17 protein-coding genes are annotated in these 19,146 nt (G+C 67.9%); 11 read left to right on the top strand and 6 right to left on the bottom strand.

Features of this window, described 5'->3' with window-relative positions:
- Positions 1–132 precede the first annotated feature (132 nt).
- The 7 genes from QTI24_RS17110 to QTI24_RS17140 all read left to right on the top strand — a co-directional run bounded on the left by QTI24_RS17110 (position 133) and on the right by QTI24_RS17140 (position 7,386).
- The gene (locus QTI24_RS17110; protein WP_286602014.1) at positions 133–1,236 is read left to right on the top strand and encodes an LLM class flavin-dependent oxidoreductase; all 1,104 of its coding nucleotides are present in this window, start codon (positions 133–135) and stop codon (positions 1,234–1,236) included.
- 30 nt (positions 1,237–1,266) lie between these two features.
- The gene (locus QTI24_RS17115) at positions 1,267–2,271 is read left to right on the top strand and encodes an ABC transporter substrate-binding protein (RefSeq protein ID WP_286602016.1); all 1,005 of its coding nucleotides are present in this window, start codon (positions 1,267–1,269) and stop codon (positions 2,269–2,271) included.
- Positions 2,268–3,341 (top strand): ABC transporter permease, encoded by a 1,074-nt coding sequence (locus QTI24_RS17120; RefSeq protein WP_286602018.1) that lies wholly within the window; start codon positions 2,268–2,270, stop codon positions 3,339–3,341. The genes QTI24_RS17115 and QTI24_RS17120 overlap by 4 nt, the downstream gene beginning before the upstream one ends.
- Positions 3,335–4,144, top strand: coding sequence for an ABC transporter ATP-binding protein (locus QTI24_RS17125; protein ID WP_286602020.1), 810 nt, complete (start codon positions 3,335–3,337; stop codon positions 4,142–4,144). Before QTI24_RS17120 ends, QTI24_RS17125 begins: the two co-directional genes overlap by 7 nt.
- 19 nt (positions 4,145–4,163) lie before the next feature.
- The gene (locus tag QTI24_RS17130) at positions 4,164–5,324 is read left to right on the top strand and encodes a c-type cytochrome (RefSeq protein WP_286602022.1); all 1,161 of its coding nucleotides are present in this window, start codon (positions 4,164–4,166) and stop codon (positions 5,322–5,324) included.
- Positions 5,325–5,360: 36 nt separating this feature from the next.
- On the top strand, positions 5,361–6,317 hold the full coding sequence (locus QTI24_RS17135; RefSeq protein ID WP_286602023.1) for an ABC transporter substrate-binding protein: 957 nt from the start codon (positions 5,361–5,363) through the stop codon (positions 6,315–6,317).
- Between the two features lie 127 nt (positions 6,318–6,444).
- Positions 6,445–7,386: a CysB family HTH-type transcriptional regulator gene (locus tag QTI24_RS17140; RefSeq protein ID WP_286602025.1), complete on the top strand. Its 942-nt coding sequence runs from the start codon at positions 6,445–6,447 to the stop codon at positions 7,384–7,386.
- 222 nt (positions 7,387–7,608) lie between these two features.
- Here QTI24_RS17140 and QTI24_RS17145 read toward each other — a convergent pair whose 3' ends face one another.
- Together QTI24_RS17145 and QTI24_RS17150 are read right to left on the bottom strand one after the other, a co-directional pair.
- Positions 7,609–8,889, bottom strand: a complete 1,281-nt coding sequence (locus QTI24_RS17145; RefSeq protein ID WP_286602027.1) for a tetratricopeptide repeat protein — start codon at positions 8,887–8,889, stop codon at positions 7,609–7,611.
- Positions 8,890–8,897: 8 nt separating this feature from the next.
- On the bottom strand, positions 8,898–10,334 hold the full coding sequence (locus QTI24_RS17150; RefSeq protein WP_286602028.1) for an FAD-binding oxidoreductase: 1,437 nt from the start codon (positions 10,332–10,334) through the stop codon (positions 8,898–8,900).
- A gap of 170 nt (positions 10,335–10,504) precedes the next feature.
- On the opposite strand from QTI24_RS17150, the gene QTI24_RS17155 reads away from it, so the two are divergent.
- On the top strand, positions 10,505–11,509 hold the full coding sequence (locus tag QTI24_RS17155) for an AraC family transcriptional regulator (RefSeq protein WP_286602029.1): 1,005 nt from the start codon (positions 10,505–10,507) through the stop codon (positions 11,507–11,509).
- A 15-nt stretch (positions 11,510–11,524) separates the two neighbouring features.
- Here QTI24_RS17155 and QTI24_RS17160 read toward each other — a convergent pair whose 3' ends face one another.
- The gene (locus QTI24_RS17160; protein ID WP_286602030.1) at positions 11,525–11,992 is read right to left on the bottom strand and encodes a GNAT family N-acetyltransferase; all 468 of its coding nucleotides are present in this window, start codon (positions 11,990–11,992) and stop codon (positions 11,525–11,527) included.
- 125 nt (positions 11,993–12,117) lie between these two features.
- On the opposite strand from QTI24_RS17160, the gene metG reads away from it, so the two are divergent.
- From metG to QTI24_RS17175, 3 genes are read left to right on the top strand one after another with little or no spacing between them, the layout of a single operon-like run.
- Positions 12,118–14,202: a methionine--tRNA ligase gene (gene metG / locus QTI24_RS17165; RefSeq protein ID WP_286602032.1), complete on the top strand. Its 2,085-nt coding sequence runs from the start codon at positions 12,118–12,120 to the stop codon at positions 14,200–14,202.
- A gap of 19 nt (positions 14,203–14,221) precedes the next feature.
- On the top strand, positions 14,222–14,440 hold the full coding sequence (locus QTI24_RS17170; RefSeq protein WP_286602034.1) for a hypothetical protein: 219 nt from the start codon (positions 14,222–14,224) through the stop codon (positions 14,438–14,440).
- A 27-nt stretch (positions 14,441–14,467) separates the two neighbouring features.
- Positions 14,468–16,153, top strand: a complete 1,686-nt coding sequence (locus tag QTI24_RS17175; RefSeq protein ID WP_286602036.1) for a SulP family inorganic anion transporter — start codon at positions 14,468–14,470, stop codon at positions 16,151–16,153.
- Positions 16,154–16,158: 5 nt separating this feature from the next.
- Here QTI24_RS17175 and QTI24_RS17180 read toward each other — a convergent pair whose 3' ends face one another.
- The 3 genes from QTI24_RS17180 to QTI24_RS17190 are packed head-to-tail and all read right to left on the bottom strand — an operon-like array spanning position 16,159 to position 19,146.
- Positions 16,159–17,151: a Bug family tripartite tricarboxylate transporter substrate binding protein gene (locus tag QTI24_RS17180; RefSeq protein ID WP_286602037.1), complete on the bottom strand. Its 993-nt coding sequence runs from the start codon at positions 17,149–17,151 to the stop codon at positions 16,159–16,161.
- A 35-nt stretch (positions 17,152–17,186) separates the two neighbouring features.
- A complete protein-coding gene (locus QTI24_RS17185) occupies positions 17,187–18,167 on the bottom strand; it encodes a tripartite tricarboxylate transporter substrate binding protein (protein WP_286602038.1) in 981 nt (326 codons plus the stop codon).
- A 46-nt stretch (positions 18,168–18,213) separates the two neighbouring features.
- Positions 18,214–19,146, bottom strand: coding sequence for a hydroxymethylglutaryl-CoA lyase (locus tag QTI24_RS17190; protein WP_286602039.1), 933 nt, complete (start codon positions 19,144–19,146; stop codon positions 18,214–18,216).

The raw sequence follows: 19,146 nt of genomic DNA on the forward strand, positions 1-19,146 counted from the left end.
CCTTAACCCCCACCGCGCGCGCGGAAAACGACGGAAGCCGCATATCCAAACTCGTTTTCCTGCGTTCGCTTTCGAAGACGCGCGCCTTACGGTCACGCCTTTCCTCTAGACGAACGGAAGGCACGAGCAGCCATGAGCGACATCGAATTCATCGGAATGATCCAGGCCCAGAAGGTTTCGGAAATCCATCCCGCGCGCGGCCCCGCGATCGACCGCGACTACGTGCGCGCCTTCGCGCAGGCCCACGAGCAGGCCGGCTTCGACCGGGTGCTGGTGCCGCACCACTCCACCAGCCCCGATGCCACACTGACCGTGGCCTACGCCGCATCCGTCACCGAGCGCATCCATTTCATGCTGGCGCACCGGCCCGGCTTCGTCGCGCCGACGCTTGCCGCGCGACAGTTCGCCTCGCTCGACCAGTTCAGCGGCGGCCGACTCGGCGTGCACTACATCTCCGGTGGCTCGGATGACGAGCAGAAGCGCGACGGGGACTGGCTCGACCACGACCAGCGCTATGCCCGCACCGACGAATACCTCGACGTGCTGCGCCAGGTGTGGACCAGCGACAGGCCCTTCGACCATGAAGGTGCGCACTACCGCTTCAAGGATGCCTTCTCGGAGGTGAAGCCGGCACAGTCGCTCAACGGCAAGCCGCACGTGCCGGTGTACTTCGGCGGCGCTTCGGAGGCCGCGATTCCGGTCGCCGGGAAGCATGCGGACGTGTATGCGCTATGGGGCGAATCGCTCGACCAGGCGCGCGAACTGACCGGCCGCGTGCGGTCGGAGGCGGCTAAGCACGGGCGCAGCGTGCGCTTCTCGGTGTCGTTCCGCCCGATCCTGGCGGAGACCGAGGAGAAGGCCTGGGAGCGCGCCGACAGCATCCTCGCGGAGACACGCCGCCTTCGCGTCGTGCAGGGCTTCGGACGCGGCGGCCCGCAGCAGAGCGAAGGCGCCAGGCGGCTGCTCGCCGCGGCCGAAAAGGGCACGCGACTCGACAAGCGCCTGTGGACGGCGGTTGCGCAGGAGATCGGCGGCCGCTCGAACAGCACTGCGCTGGTCGGCACGCCCGAGCAGGTGGCCGACGCCCTGCTCGACTACTACGAGCTGGGTGTGACCACCTTCCTCATCCGCGGCTTCGACCCGCTCGAGGACGCCATCGACTACGGGCGCGAACTGATTCCGCGCACGCGCGAGCTGGTGGCGCAGCGCCTGGCTGCGCAACGCAAGGCCGCCTGACCGCAACCCCGCTGCGAGCTTCTCCCCACCATGAACAACAAATCCCTTTCGCGCCGCGGCGTGCTGCGCGCCGGCGGCGCCGCCGCGGCCGTCATTGCATCCAGCGGCCTGATCGCCACGCGCGCCTGGTCGCAGCAGCGCAAGCTGAACTTCGCGTGGAATGCATCGGCCTTCTGCCTTTCGCCCGTGGTGGTCGCGCAGGAGCGCGGCATCTTCGAGAAGAACGGACTGCAGGTCGAACTCATCAACTACACGGGCTCGACCGACCAGTTGCTCGAATCGCTGGCCACGGCCAAGGCCGATGCGGCGGTAGGCATGATCCACCGCTGGCTCAAGCCGCTCGAATCGGGCTTCGACGTGAAGATCGTCGGCAGCTCGCACGGGGGCTGCGTTCGGCTCGTGGGCGTCAAGGAGGCTGGCGTCACCGACCTGCAGAAGCTCAAGGGCAAGACGATCGGCGTGTCGGACATCGCGAGCCCCGGCAAGAACTTCTTCTCGATCCTGCTCAAGAAGAACGGCATCGATGCCGACAAGGACGTGACCTGGCGCCAGTACCCCGCCGACCTGCTCGACATCGCGGTCAACAAGGGCGAGATCCAGGCGATCGCGGATGGCGACCCGACGCTCTACCTGATCGAGAAGCGCAACAAGGGCCGCTACCTGGAGCTGGCATCGAACCTCTCCGGCGAATACAAGGACAAGGTCTGCTGCATCGTCGGCGCGCGCGGCGAGCTGGTGCGCAAGGAACGGCCGGTAGTGGCGGCGCTGGTGCGCTCCATCGTGCAAGCCTCGGACTTCGTGGCGGAGAACCCGAACGAATCGGCCAGGCTCTTCGCGAAGTATTCGCCGAAGGTGCCGGTCGAGGACCTGCAGGCGCTGCTGGGCACGCTGACCCACGCGCACCACCCGGTCGGCAAGAACCTGCGCGACGAGGTGGAGTTCTATGCGCGCGACTTCCGATCGGTCGGCGTGCTGAAGCAGAGCACCGATCCGGCGCGGCTCGCGAACCACGTGTCGGTGGACGTGCTGGCATGACGACGGCCGAGAACATCCTGGGCGCGGCGCGGCCTCATGCCGCGCCGCGCGTGCACGCCCGACGCGACGCGCCGGCCATCGCCACGCCCGCCGTGCTGCGCGAGCCTGCGGTCGCCGGCGTCTGGCGCACGGGCATCGTCGCGGCGACGGCATGGCTCGCGCTCGGCGCGCTGACCCTCTCCTGGCCGAACCGCGAGGTCGGCTTCAGCGACTGGAACTTCACGCAGGAGTTCGGTGCCGGCGCGATCGCCGTCGCGGCGCTGCTGCTGGTGGTCGCGTTGCTCGGCGCCCGCGCAGGCCGCATCGGCCGCAAGTTGCGACCTGCCGGCCATTGGCTCATCGCCGCGCCGCTGCTCCTCGCGCTGTGGGAAGTGCTGACCGCGAAGCTCGGCGTGCTGCCACCGCCCTTCTTCGCGCCGCCACAAAGCCTGCTCGACGTCGCCTACGAGGACTGGAGCCGGCTCGGCCTCTCGACCGCGCATTCGCTGCGGCTGCTCGCGCATGGCTTCGTGCTCGGCGCGCTGGTGGGGTTTGCGACCGGGGTGTGGATCGGCTGGTCGCGCATCGCGGGCTACTGGGTGCATCCGCTGTTGCGCTTCCTCGGGCCAGTGCCGGCCTCGGCGTTGCTGCCGCTGGCCTTCTTCTTCGCGCCGTCGAGCTACGCGGCGGCCGTGTTCCTGGTCGGGCTCGCGACTTTCTTTCCCGTCGCGGTGCTGAGCTGGTCGGGCGTGGCCTCCGTCAACAAGAACTACTACGACGTGGCGCGCACGCTGGGTGCGCCCGAGTGGTTCCTGGTGCTGCGCGTCGCCATACCAGCCGCGCTGCCGCAGGTCTTCGTCGGTCTGTTCATGGGCCTCGGCGCATCGTTCTCGGTGCTGGTCACCGCCGAGATGATGGGCGTGAAGGCCGGCCTCGGCTGGTACCTGCAATGGGCGCAAGGCTGGGCGGCCTACGCCAACATGTACGCGGCGCTGCTGGTGATGGCGGTGCTGTGCTCGGGGCTGATCACGCTGCTCTTCGCAGTGCGCGACCGTGCGCTGTCGTGGCAGAAGGGGACCGTCAAATGGTAGACGCCGCAGTCACCACGACGAACCGCGCACCCGCGCCGACCGCCCACGCCGGCGCGCACATCGACATCGGCGACGTCAGTCACTGGTTCAAGCTGCCGACCGGCGTGCTGCAGGTGCTCGATGGCATCGACCTGGAGGTGCGGCCCGGCGAGTTCGTCGCGCTGCTGGGGCCCAGCGGCTGCGGCAAGTCGACCTTGCTGAGGCTCGTCGCGGGGCTCGAACCCGCTACCGCCGGCACCATCACGCAGGACGGCGAGCCCATCACGCGGCCGGATCCGTCGCGCATCGTCGTGTTCCAGGACCCGACGCTCTACCCGTGGCGCAGCGTCTGGGACAACGTCGCGCTGGGCTTGCAGGCACGCGGGCTGCTCAAGACGCAGCGCTCGCGCGTCGACGATGCGCTCAATCTGGTAGGGCTCAGCGAGTTCGCCAAGAGCTTTCCCCATCAGTTGTCGGGCGGCATGGCGCAGCGCGTCGCGCTCGCCCGCGCGCTGGTCAATGACCCGCGCCTGCTGGTGCTCGACGAACCGCTGGGCAAGCTCGATTCGCTCACGCGCATCGCGATGCAGAGCGAGCTGGTGAGCCTGTGGCAGCGCGCCGGCTTCTCGGCGCTGCTGGTGACGCATGACGTCGAAGAGGCGCTCTTCCTCGCCAACCGCGTGATCGTGTTGAGCGACCGGCCCGCGCGCATTTCCGCGGAACTCGTGGTCGATCTGCCCTATCCACGGCATCGGGGTCACCCCAGGTTGGCCGAGCTTCGACATGAAGCGCTTCGCCATCTCGGCCTGGACGCGACGTGGTGACGGTTGCTTGCCCTGAGGCATGAGCGCGCTGGCGGATGCCGAATGGCTGAATCCATTGATCGGGCTGCTGCAGGGCGTGCAACTGAGCTTGCTGCGCCTGCTGGCGTGGCTGGGGCTGGTCGGCTCAAGTCATGGGCAACCCGCGTGGCCGTGGGCGCTCCGGCTGTCGGGCGAGAACCTGCTGATCGATCTCGGGCAGGCGCGGCGCTTGGCGTTGACGCTCGTGGTGCTGGCGCTCGTCGCGCTCCTGCTTCTGGCCGCGCTGGCGTGGCGTCGGCGTCGATGGCTCCTGCTCGCAACGGTGCCATTGCTGCTGGTTCTCGCGCCATGGCCACAACCTGAGATAGTGCTCGTGCCTGCGTATCCCACGAGCTTTCATCGCTCGCCCACTGGCTTCAGCGCCGCATCCATCGCGCAGGGCCACGCGCTCTATGCGAAGCATTGCGTTGGATGCCACGGCGTCGATGGCCGAGGACAGGGTCCGCTGGCCGCGTCGCAGCCGGTGTGGCCTCCGAACCTTGCCGGGCCCTTGCTGTGGCGGCGCGCCGATGGCGATCTGCTGTGGCGCATGCTCCACGGCACGAAGGACCGGCATGGGACATCGACCATGCCGGCCTTCGATCGACTTGCAGACAGCGAGGCATGGGCGCTGATCGACTTCACGAAAGCCCAGAGTGCCGGGCAGAGCCTGCGCGCGACCGGCGTCTGGAGCCAGCCCATCGGCCTGCCCGACGTCGTCGTCCGTTGCGAAGGCCGTGAACCGCGTCCACTCTCGGCTTGGCGTGGACAGCGCCTGCGCATCGTTGCCGCGGGTTCAGCGACCGCCCCGCTCGAAGACCCGCGCATGGTCACCATGCAACTTCAAGCCTCTGCGGTCGCGGCACTGCCGCGCGTGGCGGGCTGCGTGATTGATTCACCCGCGGCGTGGGAGGCGTTCGCATTGATCGCCGGCACCGACCGACTGGCCGGCACGCAACTGCTGGCGGACCGCGATGGCTGGCTGCGCGCGCGCAGTGCGCCGGGCGCCGCCGGCTGGTCGGAAGACGACCTGCTGTGCCGCACCGCCACCGGGCCCGGCAGCACGCAGGACGACCCGGCGCCCGCCGACGGCCTGAGTGCGCTGATCGCTCGCATGGATGCCGAGCCCGTGCGTTTCCTCAAGGGCGGCTTCGTCCACTGACCTCTTCCGCACTTCCATCTTTCAAGGAGTCCTTTCATGACACAGGCATCCCGCCGTCAATTCATCACCCACACCCTCGCCGGCGCAACGGCGCTGGCCTTGCCGACGGCCCTGCTGCATGCGCAATCGCGCCCAGTGCTCAAGGCAGGCGACCAGAAAGGCGGCCTGCGTGCGCTGCTCGAAGCGGCAGGGGGACTGGAGGGCCTGGCCTACGACATCCAATGGTCGGAATTCCCGGCCGCCGCGCCGCTGGCCGAGGCGCTCAATGCAGGCGCCGTGGACTCGGGCCCGATCGGCGATGCGCCGCTGATCTTCGCGCTCGCGGCCGGCACGCGAGTCAAGGCCATCGGTGCGAACCGGTCCGACTCCTACGGCACGGCCGTTCTGGTGCGGCCGGATTCGCCGCTGAAGACCGCGGCCGATCTCAAGGGCAAGAGCATCGCGACGAACCGCGGCTCCATCGGCCACTACGTCACGCTCAAAGCCATCACCACCGCTGGCCTGAAGCCGGAGGACGTCAACTTCCGCTTCCTCGCACCCGCCGATGCCAAGCTTGCGCTGACGCAAGGCTCGGTCGACGCCTGGGCGACCTGGGAGCCCTACACCGCGCTGGCCGAGACCAGCCACCACGCGCGGGTGCTGGTGAGTGGGCGCGGCCTGCTGCCGGGCCTGAGCTACCTGGCTGCGACCGATGCGGCGATCGCAGCCAAGCGGCCGGTGCTGCAGGACTTCCTGCAGCGGGTGGTGAAGGCCCAAGCCTGGTCGTACCGCAACGTGGACGCCTTCTCCGCCACGCTCGCACGCATCATCGGCATTCCGCCCGAGGCCGCGAAGCTGCAATTCGAGCGCCGCCAGCAGAACTGGGTGCCCATCGACGGGCAGGTGATCGCCGATCAGCAGCGCACGGCGGACTTCTATCACCAGGTGGGGCTCATCAAGCAGCCGCTGGACGTGCGCCCGACTTTCGACGCCGGCTTTGCGACCAGCGCCTGATGCCCCACGTCCCGGCCAAAGATGATTTTCCTATTTGGAATCAACGAATCGGTCGTTCCCCGATCTGATGCCTCTGCGGACAATGGCCCGACACGCCCCTGGGGGCGCCGTTTTTCGTTCGAGCATCATGAATTTCCAACAACTGCGCTCGGTGCGCGAGGCCGTTCGCTGCGGCTTCAACCTCACCGAAGTCGCCCACACGCTCCACACCTCACAGCCCGGCGTGAGCCGGCAGATCCGCGAACTGGAGGAGGAGCTGGGCATTGAACTCTTCGTACGTGCCGGCAAGCGGCTCACCGGCCTCACGGAGCCCGGCGGGCATGTGCTTCCCATCATCGAGCGCATGCTGATGGAGAGCACCAACCTCAGGCACGCGGGGCAGGAGTTCGTCGCGCGCCAGAGCGGCCTGCTCTCGGTCGCGGCCACGCATTCGCAGGCGCGCTATGCATTGCCGGTCGCGGTGCAGGAGTTTCGATTGCATTTTCCGAACGTGAAGCTGCATCTCCACCAGGGTTCGCCGAAGCAGATCGCGCAGATGCTGCTGAGCGGCGAGGTCGACGTCGGCATCGCGACCGAGGCGCTGGGCGACTACCCGCAGCTCGTGGCCCTGCCCTGCTACCGCTGGACGCACTCGGTGATCGTGCCGCCGGGGCATGCGCTGCTCGACGCGCCGCTCACGCTCGATGCGCTCGGGCGCTATCCGCTGATCACCTACGACACCGGCTTCACCGGCCGCACGCGTATCGACAAGGCCTTCGAGGACCAGGGGCTGGCGCCGAACATCGTGCTGACCGCGATGGATGCGGACGTGATCAAGACCTACGTGCAGCTCGGCATGGGCGTCGGCATCGTCGCCGGCATTGCCTACGAGGCCGAGCGCGACACGCAGCTGCGCGCGCTCGATGCAGGCGAGCTGTTCGGCATCAACCTCACCAAACTGGCGGTGCGGCGTGGCAACTACCTGCGCGGCTACGTGCACGCCTTCATCGAGTCGTTTGCGCCGACGCTGCCGCGCGGCGTGGTGGAGCAGGCGCTGGCGGACGACGCGCCGGCGCAGATCGACATCTGACGGGGTGCGCGCACTGGCTTTCATTGCTCCTCAGCACGAAACTAGGGTTTACCCTATAATCGAGGCAACGCACTCATTCTGGAGTTCCCAATGTTCACCGTTTTTCTCTGCCTTGTTGCCGTAGCTGGCGTCGTTGCTTCTGGTTATGTGACCTCGAAGAAGCTGGACGAGCTTCACTGACAGACAGATCCCAGTTGTCTCCTCCATCGTTCCTTCGATGGATTAGCCCCCGCGCAGCAATGCAAGGGGGCTTTTTTCTGGGCGCGGCCTTCTCCGAGCCGGCCTGCGGATGCGCTCGACGGCCCTGAGCAAGGTCAGGTTCAGCACATCGCGCTGCGCGTGGCTCCCGCCGAGCCGGTGCGCCAGCTCCGGCAGGCTCGCCAGTAGCGTGATCGCGAGCGTGTCGTTGCCGTGTCCGAAAGCAATCAGCGCCCGGCACGACGGCAAGCCGACCTGCCGCGTCGATTCGCCGTGGCGCGTCGGCAGCGCCTGTGACCTGACCAGCGCCCGTTCGAGTTGCCGTGAACGATCCCAGTCGCGGGCGCCGACGAATGCCAGCATGGCGTGCAGATCATTGAAGCTGCAGAAGCCGTCGTCGATGTAGGCGCCCCAGGCCGTCGCGAGCTCGGCCCAGCGCCGGCCCGGGTCACCCCCCGCCAGTTCGAGCCGCCACAACAGCGCGGAGGCGTCGATCAGGTCCGCTATCTCGCAGGACGGCTGGGCGCGCACCCGCTGGTCGTACAGCCCCAGCGCCTCTTCGAAGCGGCGCTGCGCAACGTGGAACAGTGCCACGTGCCACCAGCCGTGCGTGGCGACGACGGTATCGACGCTCCAGAAGTCACGGTGCGCGTTCATCCAGCGCAAGCCCGCGTCGACTCGTTCGGACATCTCGAAGACATGGGCCATCGCATGGTGCGCCCGGGCGTCCAACGGGTTCAGGGCCAGCGCAGCGCAGGCGACATCCTCGGCGCGTCCGTACTCGCCGCTTTCCTCGAGGCTGAAGGCATGCATGGCCAGCACCGCGTGATGGCCCGGCAGATCGCGCGACCAGGCGGGCATGACCGACGCCACGCGGTCGTGCATGCGGGCGACGTCGCCTGTGACGTGATCGAGCATGTGAACCACCTGCAGTGCGAGCACATCCAGCGGATGCTGCTTCAGCACCTCGCCGAGCCGGGTCTTGGCGCTTGCATAGTCGTCGCCGAGCGCCGCGGCGATGGCCGCCAGGTGCAGCCGCTCGCGCGGATTGGCCGGAAGGCCGGCCGCGCGTGCCAGCACCGGCCGCGCCAGCCGCACCTTGCGTGGATCGCGGCTGCCGAGCAGCAGGTAGGCCTGCAGGGCATGCGCCATCACAAAGGCCGGCGCCTCCTGCAGTGCGACTGCAAGTGCTGGCTCGACGCCGCTGCGCCAGCTCTGGAACGCGGCGAGCGAGCGCTCGTACGCGGCCAAGGCCGAGGGTGTGGCGCCGGTGACGCTGCACCCGCGTGCGTCGATGCTGCTCATGGCCCGGCCTACCGGTGCGGCGACGCGGCCGGGGCGATGTTCAGGTTCATCCGGAACAGGTTGTCGGGATCGAAGCGCTGCTTCACCGCCTGCAGGCGTTCGTGGTTCGCACCGTAGCTGGCGGCGACACGCTCGGCCTCGTCCTCGGTCAGGAAGTTGACGTAGCCACTGCCGGTGGCGTGCCGCGCCGCGGCCTCGAAAACCTCGCGCGCCCAGGCGCGCACCCGCTCGTCGTCGCCCGCGTCCCTCCAGCGACCGTGCACATTCATGATGTAGTTGGCATCGCGGCCGGCAAAGGCGGTCGCATCCTGCTTGACGCGCGCCATGGCCCCGCCGAGCTGGGCCATGAAGATTTCGCATTCCGGCCCCGGCACGCGTTCGGCCGCCGCGAGGACGAGGTCCAGCGCCTCGTTGCTGAGCGTGTTGAAGTTGTTCGACTTCCAGTAGTTGCGGGCGCCCGGCGTCAGCAGTGGATCGAAGGCAGTCTGGAACCCGGCATAGGGCGTCGGGCCCAGCGCGGTGCCGACTGGCTCGCCGAAGCGCAGCACCGGCGCGGCGGCGCGTTCCCCGTCTTCGACACTGCCGCAGTGCACGAGCGGAAGGACGACGACGTTCGTGCCATGGACAGATTCGGGCAGGAAGGGCAGCGGAGGCGCCTTGCGCAGCACCACCCAGACGCTCAGCTCGTCGGGGGCCTGGGTGGTGAAGTCGCGCCATGCGCGCAGCACCTGTTGTCCCTGCGTCGCCGGATAGACGACCAGGCCGGCGTACAACTCGGGGCCGACAGGGTGGAGCCGGAACTCGAAAGAGGTCACCACGCCGAAATTGCCGCCGCCGCCGCGCAGGGCCCAAAACAGGTCGGGCTCCGAGGTGGCCGAGGCGACGCGCACGGCGCCGTCGGCGGTCACGACGGTGGCGCTCAGCAGGTTGTCGACGGTCATGCCATGGCGGCGCGTCAACCAGCCGAAGCCGCCGCCCAGCGTGAGCCCCGCCACGCCGGTGGTCGAATTGATGCCGAGCGGCGTGGCCAAGCCGTGCGCCTGCGCTTCGCGATCGAAATCCTTGAGCAGCGCGCCCGCACCGACACGCGCGATTCGCTTCTCGGTATCGACGTGGATCGCGGACATGCCCGACATGTCGAGCATCAGGCCGCCCTCCGCGACCGCGTTGCCCGCGATGTGGTGGCCGCCGCCTCGCACGCTGATCAGCATCCGATGCGCGGCGGCGAAGCGGACCGCGGCCTGGACGTCGCCTTCCGTCAGGCACTTCGCGATCAACGCGGGGCGCCGGTCGACGCTGCCGTTCCAGACCTTGCGCGCCTCGTCATAGGCGGGGTCGGTGGCGTCGAGGACCCCGCCGCTGATCTGCGCTGCGAATGCCGAGAAGTCCGGCTGCCGAACTTGCCGGACGTCCTTGTCCAGCGTAAGGTAGGTCACGGTTTGCATGGAGTGCTCCTGTATGAACGCATCGAAGAACGGGCCGCCGCGCATCGGTTGCGAGGGGTGGGTCCATTCTTCTTGCCTGCCTGTTGCCGCGCTTCACCCCGCGTCCTCGACAGTTGACTGGGCGTCCGCCGTTTGCGTTGCACGGACCGAAACCCCGCGGTGACACCCGGATGAGCCAGGACACGCTGTCGGACGTACTGCAGGGCGTGCGTCTGCGCGGCGCCGTCTTCTTCAGCATCAGCGCCAGCAGCGACTGGGCGGCCGAGGCGCCTTCGGCGAGGGAGCTCGCGCCGCTGCTGATGCGCGGCGTGGACCACGTGATCGAATACCACGCCGTCGCACAGGGCAGCTGCTGGGCCGGCATTCCCGGGGGGCCGTCCGTCCAGCTCTTCGCCGGCGATGTGGTGATGTTCCCGCACGGGGATGCGCACGTCGTGTCGAGCGCTCCCGGGATGCGCGGCGACAGCGACTTCAACTGGTACGCAGACATGGAAGCCGAACGGCTGCCGCTGCGCCTGGCCTACAACGGTCAGAACGTCCTGCGCGCGGCGCTGCCGGATTCGGAGGTGGACACAAACATCGTCTGCGGCTTTCTCGGTTGCGACCTGCAGCCTTTCAACCCGCTGATCGAATCGCTGCCGCGCATGCTGCACCTGCGCGCCACCGACGAGGACGCATGGATCGCGAAGTTCACCCAGCAGGCGGTGGCCGAGTCGCATGCGCAGCGTGCCGGCGGCGAGGCGATGCTGGCCCGCATGAGCGAGATGATGTTCGTCGATGCCGTGCGGCGCTATGCCGATCACCTTCCCGCACAGAGCGCGGGGTGGCTCGCGGGGCTTCGCGATCGCTTCGTCGGCCGTGCGCTGGCACTGATGCACGCGCAGCCGGCGCGCGACTGGACCCTCGACGAACTCGGACGGCTGGTCGGCCTGTCGCGCTCGGCGCTGCACGAACGCTTCGTCCTGATGCTCGGCATGCCGCCCATCCAGTACCTGACGCAGTGGCGCATGCAGCGGGCGGCGCGCCTGCTGATCGAGACCCGCGACACGGTCGCCACAATCGCGCTCGAGGTGGGCTATGACTCCGAGGCTGCGTTCGTGCGGGCTTTCAAGCGCCTGGTCGGAAAGCCGCCGGGAGCATGGCGCCGCGAGCGCGACGCCCATGCCGTCGCATGACGGCCGGGCAGCCGGTCAGGGCTCCGGCCCCAGCCGCTTGACCATGCGCACCGCGTCCTCAACGTCTTCGTAGTAGCCCGGGCTCGTGCCGAATTCCGTGAAGCCGTGGCGGCCGTAGAAGGACTTGGCCGCCACATTGCCAGCCCTTGCCTCCAGGCGGATGGTGCGGATGCCGGCAACGCCCGCGGTGGCTTCCAGCCAGGCCAGCAGGGCCGATCCGAGTCCGCTGCGGCGCTGCGAGGCCTGCACCGCGAACAGCGAGATGTGCGCGTCGTCGTCCCCGTACTGCATGATCGCGAAGCCCCGCAGGACGCCCTGCCTCCGGGCCACCACGACGTTGGTCGCCTCGTCGCGGATGCTGCGCCGCACCCGCCGTTCGGTCCAGCGCCACGACAGACCGCGCTCGATCGCATCCCGCGACAGCTCCGCAATGTCCTGCGCGTCGGCTGGCTGGGCGAGGGTGATTTCGAACTCGGTGATCACGGGGGAACCTGGGTTGGCGCGAAGACTATAGCCCGCCACCTAAAATGCGGCTCCTCCCGCTGGCTCTCGCGCCAGCCGCAGTCCGTCCCGCAGTTTCCTCCTCTCCCCCGAAAGCGCCCCTCGCGATGTCCCAGCGCAAACTCTTCGTCACCGCCGCCCTGCCCTACGCCAACGGCAAGTTCCACGTCGGCCACATCATGGAATACATCCAGGCCGACATCTGGGTGCGGTTCCAGCGCATGCAGGGCCACATGGTGCATTTCGTGGGTGCCGACGACGCGCACGGCGCGCCGATCATGATCGCCGCTGAAAAGGCCGGCAAGACGCCGCAGGAGTTCGTCGGCGAGATCGCCGCGGGCCGCAAGGAATACCTGGACGGCTTCCACATCCGCTTCGACAACTGGCACTCGACCGACAGCAGCGAGAACACCGAACTCGCGCAGGGCATCTACAAGAGGCTCAAGGCCGGCGGCATGATCGCCACGCGCACCATCGAGCAGTTCTACGACCCGGTGAAGGGCATGTTCCTGCCCGACCGCTACATCAAGGGCGAATGCCCGGTGTGCCACGCGAAGGACCAGTACGGCGACGCCTGCGAGGTGTGCAGCAGCGTCTATTCGCCGACCGAACTCATCAACCCCTCCTCGACGCTCACGGGCGCGACGCCGGAACTGCGCAGTTCCGAGCACTTCTTCTTCAAGCTCTCCGACCCCAAAGTCGTCGACTTCCTCAAGAGCTGGACGCAGGACGGCAAGCTGCAGCCCGAAATGGCGAAGAAGGCCAGCGAGTGGTTCGAGGCCGGCATGGCCGACTGGGACATCTCGCGCGAGGCGCCCTACTTCGGGATCGAGATCCCCGATGCGCCGGGCAAGTACTTCTACGTGTGGCTCGATGCGCCCGTGGGCTATCTCGCCAGCCTGAAGAACCACTTCGACAAGGGACAGGCCGCCCAGCACTGGCACGAGCCCTCGCGCACTTCGCAGAGCTTCGACGAATTCGTCGCCGATCCGGCGGTGGAGCAGGTGCACTTCATCGGCAAGGACATCGTGTACTTCCACACGCTGTTTTGGCCGGCAATGCTGCAGTTCAGCGAGCGCAAGACGCCTAGCCAGGTGAACGTGCACGGCTTCATCACCGTCTCCGGCGAGAAGATGAGCAAGAGCCGCGGCACCGGCATCGACCCGCTCAAGTACCTCTCGATCGGCATGAACCCCGAATGGCTGCGCTACTACATCGCGGCCAAGCTCAATGCCAAGGTCGAGGACGTCGACTTCACGGCCGAGGACTTCATGGCCCGCGTGAACGCGGACCTGATCGGCAAGTACATCAACATCGCGAGCCGTGCGGCGGGATTCATCGCCAAGCGCTTCGGCGGCAAGCTGGGCACGGTGTCGGCCGACGGCGCGGCGCTGCTGGCCACGCTGCAGGCCGCCTCCGCGTCGATGCAGGCGCTCTACGACGGGCGCGACTACGCACGGGCCCTGCGCGAGATCATGCTGCTGGCCGACAAGGTCAACGAGTACGTCGACCAGAACAAGCCCTGGGAACTCGCCAAGAAGGAAGGCATGGAAGCGCGCCTGCACGACGTGTGCACAGCCTGCATCGAAGCCTTCCGCCTGCTGACGATCTACCTCAAGCCGGTGCTGCCGGCGCTGGCGGGGCAGGTCGAATCCTTCCTGGGCAGCGCGCCGCTGCTGTTCGCCGATGCGGGCCGGCTGCTGGGCGCCGGCCACGCGATCAACGACTACAAGCACCTGATGCAGCGCGTCGACGTCAAGCAACTCGACCAGCTCTTCGAGCTGCCCGAGCCAGCCGCCGAACCTGCTACCGCCGGCGCAACGCAACTGCCGGGCGGCGAAGGCATTGCGCCGACCATCACCATCGACGACTTCGTGAAGATCGACCTGCGCATCGCCAAGATCGTGGCCTGCCAGAAGGTCGAGGGATCGACCAAGCTGCTGCACCTGACGCTCGATGCCGGCGAAGGCAAGACGCGCAATGTGTTCTCGGGCATCGCATCGGTCTACGAGCCCGAGCAGCTCATCGGCAAGCTCACGGTGCTGGTCGCCAACCTCGCGCCGCGCAAGATGAAGTTCGGCATTTCGGAAGGCATGGTGCTGGCCGCCAGCCATGCGGACGAGAAGGCGAACCCCGGCATCCACGTGCTCGAGCCATGGCCCGGCGCAACGCCTGGTATGCGCGTACGTTGAGCCTCAAGGAGTCATCGCCATGAATCGCTTCGTATTGCTCGTTGTGGCTTCTGTCACTTGCCTTGCGCTCGGCGGCTGCGCGGTGGCGGGCGCTGCGGTGAGCGTTGCGGGCACGGCCGTGAGCGTCGGCGCGGGCGCTGTCGGACTCGCGGCCGATGCCGCGATCGGCACGGCCCGCATCACCGGCAAGGCGGTGGGCGCAGCGGCCGATGCCGTGCTACCCGGCGACTCGGACTGAACACAGGGCGCGTCCACAATAGCGCCCATGACCTCTCCCTTGAAGCTGGCGAGCTTCCGTCCCCGGCTCATCGACGCCCTCGCGGGCTACAGCCAGGAACGCTTCTTCAAGGATCTCGGCGCCGGCGCCACGGTGGGCATCGTGGCGCTGCCGCTGGCCATGGCCTTCGCGATCGCCTCGGGGCTCAAGCCCGAAGCCGGCATCTGGACCGCCATCATCGCGGGCTTCCTGATATCGGCGCTCGGCGGGTCGGCGGTGCAGATCGGCGGACCGGCGGGCGCCTTCATCGTGATCGTCTACGGCATCGTCGAGCGCTACGGCGTCGCGAACCTGCTGATCTCCACCGCTTGCGCCGGCGTGCTGCTCTTCCTCATGGGGCTGTTTCGGCTCGGGACGCTGGTGCGCTACGTGCCGGTGTCGATCGTGATCGGCTTCACCAACGGCATCGCGACGCTGATCCTGATCTCGCAGATCAAGGACTGGCTGGGCCTCTCGATTGCCAAGATGCCGGCCGACATGTTCTCGCAGATCCATACGCTGGCAACGAATCTCGGCAGCTTCAATCCCTACGCCTTCGGGCTCGGCCTCGCCTGCCTCATCGGCCTGTTCGCATGGCCGCATCTGCTGCACGACAAGACGCGCTTCGGGCACGCCGTGCATTTCGTGCTGGGTCGCATGGCCGACACTCGCGCCGCCCGAGCGGGGTCGCGCGTGCCTGGGCCCATCGTCGCGCTGATCACGCTGACGCTGGTGTCGTGGGGCTTCAGTCTGCCCGTCGAGACCATCGGCACGCGCTTCGGCGGAATCCCCGGTGGCGTGCCGGGGTTCGCGCTGCCCGATTTCACATGGGAGACGGTCAAGCAACTGGTGACGCCGACGCTCACCATCGCGATGCTCGGAGCCATCGAATCGCTGTTGTGCGCGCGAGTGGCCGATCAGGTCAGCGGGCTGCCGCGACACGATCCGAATCAGGAACTGATGGCGCAGGGCATCGCCAACACTGTCGTGCCTTTCTTCGGCGGCATGCCGGCCACCGGCACGATTGCGCGGACCATCACCAACCTGCGCGCGGGCGCGAGTTCACCCATCGCGGGCATCGTGCATGCGCTCACTCTGATGGTGGTCGTGCTGGTCGCTGCGCCGCTCGCGCAGCATGTGCCGCTCGCGGTCCTGGCGGGCATCCTCGTCTTCGTGGCCTGGAACATGGGCGAGTGGCGCGAGTTCTCGCCGTACATGCTGCGGCGCTTCAGCCGCCACTACCGACTGCTGATGCTGGGCACCTTCTTCCTCACGGTCGTGTTCGACCTCACCGTGGCGGTGCAGGTGGGCATCGTGCTGGCCTGCGCGCTCTTTGTCCGGCGCATGAGCACGCTGTTCAGCGTCGAGATGGTGTCGCTGGAGCCGCCGGTGCTGACATTCAGGCTCTACGGCACGCTGTTCTTCGGCGCGGCAGCCAAGTTGGACCCGACCGTGCAGGCCGTCGAACGCGCCCCCCGCGGCATGACAGTGGTGCTCGATGCGATGCATCTGATTTCGCTGGACGCGACCGGCCTCGATGCGCTGCGGCAGGTGCACAAGGCCGTCCTGTCGCGCGGCGGCGTGCTGCGCATCGAGTCGCTGCAGCCGCAGCCTCTGGAGGTGATCGTGCGGTCGGGATTCGCGGCCGAACTCAGAACCGGTGGTGACGCCGACGCGGCCGCGCACGGCGCCTGAGCACCTCAGTCCACCTTGATGTTGGCCGCCTTCACGATCTCGGCGTAGCGCTTCAGGTCCGACCGGATCTCCTGGCCGAACTCGGCCGGCGTATTGCCTGAAGCTGTGATGCCGAGCGCGGCGAGCCGATCCTTGATGTCTGGTGACTGGACGACCGCGTTGAGTTCGCGCTGCAGCTTGTCGACGATGGGCTGCGGCGTCTTTGCCGGCGCGAGGATGCCGATCCACGAAACAGATTCGAAGCCCGGCACGCCCGCCTCGGAAATGGTGGGCACCTTGGGCAGCGACGCCAGTCGCTGGCTGCTCGACACCGCGATGGCGTTGATCTGCCCTTTCTGGACGAAGGGATAGGCACCGGCCACGGCCGTATAGAGCATCGGCAGCGTGCCGCCCACCACGTCGGCCATGGCCTGCCCGCCGCCTTTGTAGGGCACATGGACGAAGTTGGCGCCTGTGCGCATCTTCAACAGTTCACCGGCGAGATGCGGCGTGCTGCCTGTGCCTGCGCTGCCATAGGAAACGCCGCCGGGGTTGGACTTGGAATAGGCGACCAGTTCCTCGAAAGTCTTCACCGGCACCGACGGGTGCGTCACGATGATGAGCGCCGCATCGCCGATCTTGCTGACCGGCGCGAAATCCTTCACCGGATCGAAGGGCACCTTGCCATAGACGTGCGGATTGATGACCAGCGTCCCATCGAAGCCCACCACCAGCGTGTAGCCGTCGGGCGCCGCGGTCGCTGCCATCTGCGTGCCGATGTTGCCCGAGGCGCCGGGCCGGTTGTCGACCACCACTTGCTGGCCCAGGCGCTGACCGAGCCGCTCGGCCACCACACGCGCCCCGGTGTCGGTGACGCCGCCGGGCGCGAAAGGAACGATGAGGCGAATCGGCTTGCTCGGGTAGTCGTCGGCCGATGCGGGCGCGGTGACGGCGGCCAGCGCCAACAGCGCCGGCGCGAAAAGTCGGCGCAGCGTCGCGCGATGGAAATTCGATGGCATGAATGTCTCCGTTTTCTAGTTGTGGAACTCTGTGCTTACTCGGGCTTGATGCCGCCGCGCTGCGCGACCAGCGCCCATTTCTCCGTCTCGCCCGCCAGGAACTTGCGGAACTCGGCCGGCGGCGTCAGCACCAGTTGCGCGCCCTGGGCCTGCATCTGCTTGACGACCGCCGGGTCGGCCGTGACCTTCTTGAGGTCCTGGTTGATCTGCGCGACGACCGCGGGCGACATCCCAGCGGGGCCGAAGAGGCCGTACCAGCTGAGCGATTCGACGCCTTTCAGGCCGACCTCCTTGAAGGTCATCGCGTCAGGGAAGATGGCCATGCGCTGGTCCGCCGCCACGCCCACGACGCGCAGAGCGCCCGACTGCACGTGCGGCAACGCGGTGAGCACGCTGGTCACGCCCAGTGGCAGATGGCCGCCGATGATGTCGACCATGATCGGCGCACCGCCCTTGTACGGAATCCCGGCCATCTTCAGGTCACCGGCCTGGCGGATCAGTTCGCCGGTCAGCCGCGTCTGGCCTTCGGAGTAGCCCACGGCCAGCTCTTCCGTGCGCGCGGCCTTGACCACGTCGTTCAGCGTCTTGTATGGCCCCTTGGCGGCCACGACCAGCACCATCGGTGAGCTGGCGATGTTGGTGACCGGCGTGAAGGCGTTGATGGTGTCGTAAGGCATGCTCTTCATGAGCACCGGGTTGATGGCGTGGGAGCCCACCACCAGCAGCAGCGTGTGGCCGTCGGGCGCGGACTTGGCGACGTGGCTGGAGCCGATGACGCCATTGGCGCCGGTGCGGTTGTCGACCACGACCGACTGGCCCCAAAGCTCCGACAGCTTCTGCGCCATCAGGCGGCCGACGATGTCGGTGCCGCCGCCGGCCGCGTAGGGCACCACCAGCGTGACAGGCTTGCTCGGGAACTTGGCGTCGGCGGCTTGCGACCACGCGGAGGTGGCAGCGATGGATGCGAGCGCCGCGAGGGCGGCGCGGCGCGTGAAGGTGGTGAGGGGGCTCGTCATGGGTCTCGTCTCTTTCGTTGGAATCTGTCTTCGTGCGGGGACTTGTTCAGGCGGTTCGAGCGACTGGCGCCATTCGCCGCTTTTCGCGCTGGCGTCGCAGCCACGTGATGGCACGCCCACCCAGCGCGCGCTGCAACTGCGCCTCGGCGAAGCTCACCGCGTCGAGCAGGCCATCGATCGAGATGCCGGTCGAAAAGCCGCTTCGTTCAGCCATGAGCACCAGGTCCTCGGTGGCGACATTGCCGGCGGCGCCGGGCGCGAACGGGCAGCCGCCGATGCCGCCGACGCTGGCGTCGAAGCGGCGCACGCCGGCCTCCAATGCGGCCCAGGCGTTGGCGACGCCCATGCCGCGCGTGTCGTGGAAGTGCACGGCGAGTTGCCCCACCGGCACCACCTCGCGCAGGGCGCCGAGGCGCTCCTTCACCTGGCCGGGCGAGGCCGAACCGATGGTGTCGGCGATCACAATTTCGCCGGCGCCTTCCTCGCGCATGCGCGAGGCCAGGCGCACCACCTCTGCGAGCGGCGTCTCGCCCTCGAAAGGGCAATCGAAGGCCACCGCCACGTAGGCGCGCGTGCGCATGCCAAGGCGCCGCGCCTCGGCCAGCGTCCGCGCGCTGACCTCGGTGGCTTCGTGCAGCCCCATGTTGATGTTCTTGCGGTTCATGGTCTCCGTGGCGGAGAGCACGACCGCGATCTCCCGCGCGCCGGCCGCATGGGCGCGCTCCAACCCCTTGAGGTTGGGCACCAGCACCGAACTGCGCAGTTCCGGCAGCGCCTCGTTCAGTTGGGCAACCAGTTCGCCGGCATCGGCCATCTGAGGCACGGCCTTGGGCGACACGAAGCTCGTCGCCTCCACGCTCTGCACGCCTGCGGCGGCCAGCAGGCGGATCAACTCCAGCTTGGCCGCGGTCGACACCTGCACCTGCTGGTTCTGCAATCCGTCGCGCGGGGCGACGTCGGTGATGTGGATTCGTTCCAT

The organism is Variovorax sp. J22P240, assembly GCF_030316855.1.
GTDB lineage: Bacteria > Pseudomonadota > Gammaproteobacteria > Burkholderiales > Burkholderiaceae_C > Variovorax.

Bases quoted from the DNA above. Each gene is read 5' to 3' on its own strand.
- QTI24_RS17110 (WP_286602014.1), top strand. From the start codon at position 133: ATGAGCGACATCGAATTCATCGGAATGATCCAGGCCCAGAAGGTTTCG.
- QTI24_RS17115 (WP_286602016.1), top strand. From the start codon at position 1,267: ATGAACAACAAATCCCTTTCGCGCCGCGGCGTGCTGCGCGCCGGCGGC.
- QTI24_RS17120 (WP_286602018.1), top strand. From the start codon at position 2,268: ATGACGACGGCCGAGAACATCCTGGGCGCGGCGCGGCCTCATGCCGCG.
- QTI24_RS17125 (WP_286602020.1), top strand. From the start codon at position 3,335: ATGGTAGACGCCGCAGTCACCACGACGAACCGCGCACCCGCGCCGACC.
- QTI24_RS17130 (WP_286602022.1), top strand. From the start codon at position 4,164: ATGAGCGCGCTGGCGGATGCCGAATGGCTGAATCCATTGATCGGGCTG.
- QTI24_RS17135 (WP_286602023.1), top strand. From the start codon at position 5,361: ATGACACAGGCATCCCGCCGTCAATTCATCACCCACACCCTCGCCGGC.
- QTI24_RS17140 (WP_286602025.1), top strand. From the start codon at position 6,445: ATGAATTTCCAACAACTGCGCTCGGTGCGCGAGGCCGTTCGCTGCGGC.
- QTI24_RS17145 (WP_286602027.1), bottom strand. From the start codon at position 8,889: ATGAGCAGCATCGACGCACGCGGGTGCAGCGTCACCGGCGCCACACCC.
- QTI24_RS17150 (WP_286602028.1), bottom strand. From the start codon at position 10,334: ATGCAAACCGTGACCTACCTTACGCTGGACAAGGACGTCCGGCAAGTT.
- QTI24_RS17155 (WP_286602029.1), top strand. From the start codon at position 10,505: ATGAGCCAGGACACGCTGTCGGACGTACTGCAGGGCGTGCGTCTGCGC.
- metG (WP_286602032.1), top strand. From the start codon at position 12,118: ATGTCCCAGCGCAAACTCTTCGTCACCGCCGCCCTGCCCTACGCCAAC.
- QTI24_RS17170 (WP_286602034.1), top strand. From the start codon at position 14,222: ATGAATCGCTTCGTATTGCTCGTTGTGGCTTCTGTCACTTGCCTTGCG.
- QTI24_RS17175 (WP_286602036.1), top strand. From the start codon at position 14,468: ATGACCTCTCCCTTGAAGCTGGCGAGCTTCCGTCCCCGGCTCATCGAC.
- QTI24_RS17180 (WP_286602037.1), bottom strand. From the start codon at position 17,151: ATGCCATCGAATTTCCATCGCGCGACGCTGCGCCGACTTTTCGCGCCG.
- QTI24_RS17185 (WP_286602038.1), bottom strand. From the start codon at position 18,167: ATGACGAGCCCCCTCACCACCTTCACGCGCCGCGCCGCCCTCGCGGCG.
- QTI24_RS17190 (WP_286602039.1), bottom strand. From the start codon at position 19,146: ATGGAACGAATCCACATCACCGACGTCGCCCCGCGCGACGGATTGCAG.